Here is a 1,042-nt window from a genome sequence, read left to right as displayed (position 1 = left end):
GCCGGGCCACGCGGCGCCGGCCCACGGCGCGTCCGACAGCGCCGCCGCGCGGAGCATGGCGTTCGCCTGCGCGTCCATCGCCGCCTGCATGTGGAACAGCGCCTCGAACGGACCGGCGGCGAGGGTGAAGCCGGGCGGCCACGCCATGTCGGTCATCGCGGCCGGGGTGAAGGGCAGCGGCGCCGGCGCCAGCACGACCTGCGGCGGCACGTCGCCGGCATAGCGTATCCGCGCCACGCTGCCGTCGGGGAGGACCACCTGCATCACATGCGTGGGCGCGGGCGCCTCGCGCGCCACGGCCCGGTGGACGAGCGCGACGGTGCCGGCCAGCGCCAGCGCGGCGACGCCTGCGAAAAGAGTGGAACGTCGGTTGGGCATAGGATCGTCTCCCTGCATCGGATCGGAACCGGCCGCGACGCTAACCCGGGCTCTGGAACCTCGCGCTGACGATCACCTGAAAATCCTGTCATCCGGGCCGCCGGGCGACGCGGGCGGCGGCTGGCGCGCGCAGCAGGCGGCGAGGTCGTCCCAGGTGTCGGGGTGGCGCACCCCCTCCACCACCTGCCGGATCGCCTCCGTCACCAGCGCGGGCTGGTCCTGGTGGATGTCGTGCCCGCTGTCGGCGGCGACGAAGAACCGGGCGCGCGGCACCAGCGTCGCCAGCGCGGCGTTGGCGGCGCGCAGGGCGGCCTCCAGCGTGGCGGAGGACAGACCCGCCGGCGGCGCGGCGAGCGCGAAGGGGCGGCCATGGGCGAGCACCGCCAGCGGCACCGGGCGCAACGGCGATGCCCGCGCCGCCGCCCGCATCACCGCGTCCGAACCGCCATAGGGCAGCGTCTCCAGATCGCCGTAGCCGGGGATCGTCTCGACCGTGTCGGACCCGGCGCGGCGGTTGAAGGCGACCAGCGCCCGCCATTGCGCCGGGGTCATCCGCGCCGAGAGGCGTTCGGAATAGGGGTCGATCAGCACCATGCCCGCCACCTGCTCCGGGTGGCGGCTGGCGTACAGGCGCACGAACAGGCCGCCGATCGAATGGCCGACC

Annotated in this window: 2 protein-coding genes; both read right to left on the bottom strand. The window is 75.1% G+C overall.

The genetic code is table 11. The annotated features are described in order from the left end of the window. Positions 1-378, bottom strand: a 378-nt coding sequence (locus B8460_RS19190) for a hypothetical protein (RefSeq protein ID WP_048863232.1), incomplete at its 3' end; no start/stop codon positions are given. A gap of 72 nt (positions 379-450) precedes the next feature. Next, positions 451-1,042: alpha/beta fold hydrolase (locus tag B8460_RS19185; protein WP_048863231.1), on the bottom strand; the 592-nt coding region annotated here is incomplete at its 5' end.

The sequence above is a fragment of the Acidisphaera rubrifaciens HS-AP3 genome (assembly GCF_000964365.1).
GTDB lineage: Bacteria > Pseudomonadota > Alphaproteobacteria > Acetobacterales > Acetobacteraceae > Acidisphaera > Acidisphaera rubrifaciens.
Note: the sequence above shows the minus strand (reverse complement) of the source record. Positions and strands in the feature narration are given on the sequence as shown.